The 610-nt window shown below is 72.1% G+C and carries 1 protein-coding gene; it reads right to left on the bottom strand.

What is annotated here, in order from left to right:
- The coding region (locus ABD979_RS19925; RefSeq protein WP_345509299.1) for a leucine zipper domain-containing protein at positions 1-578 on the bottom strand (578 nt) is incomplete at its 3' end.
- Positions 579-610: the final 32 nt, after the last annotated feature.

The following is a 610-nucleotide window of genomic DNA, read 5'->3' as shown; positions in this document are numbered from 1 at the left end:
CTGTAGGCCAGGCGGGAGTGGTCATCGACCATCGAGTGCACGTAGTCGTAGCCGATCCCGCGTCCCCGAACCTTTTCGCTGCGGCCGTGGGCACGCCATCCGCCGCCGTCGGGGATGCGTCCGATCTTCTTGACGTCGACGTGGACCAGCTCGCCCGGGCGGTCGCGTTCGTAGCGGACGGCGGTGGTCTTGCTGGAGCGGATCACCTCGCCGGTGAGCGGGTCCTGGTTCCGCAGGTACGGCACGTGGTGGCGGCGTAGGACCCGGCCGACGGTGCGTGGTGGCAGGCCAAGCTCGGGTCCGAGCCAGTCCTGCCCGCGCCGGTGCTCGTGCCGGGCCGCGACCACGGCGGCCTCCACCGTTGCGGGCGTGCGGCGTGGGCTCGAGTGGGGTCGCGAGGACCGGTCGGCCAGCCCGGCCTCGCCCTCGGCGTCGAACCGCGCCACCCACCGGTGCGCGCACTGCCGGGAGATGCCCATCGCCTTGGCGGCGTGGGCCACGGCCCATCCTTGTCGGCGGACCCGATCGACCAGCAGACGACGGCCATGGATGTTGAGACGGGCGTTAGCGTGGGACACGAGAACCTCCGGGCGGTGCGGGACGTAGACAC

The sequence above is a fragment of the Terrabacter aeriphilus genome (assembly GCF_039542985.1).
Classification (GTDB): domain Bacteria; phylum Actinomycetota; class Actinomycetes; order Actinomycetales; family Dermatophilaceae; genus Terrabacter; species Terrabacter aeriphilus.
Note: the sequence above shows the minus strand (reverse complement) of the source record. Positions and strands in the feature narration are given on the sequence as shown.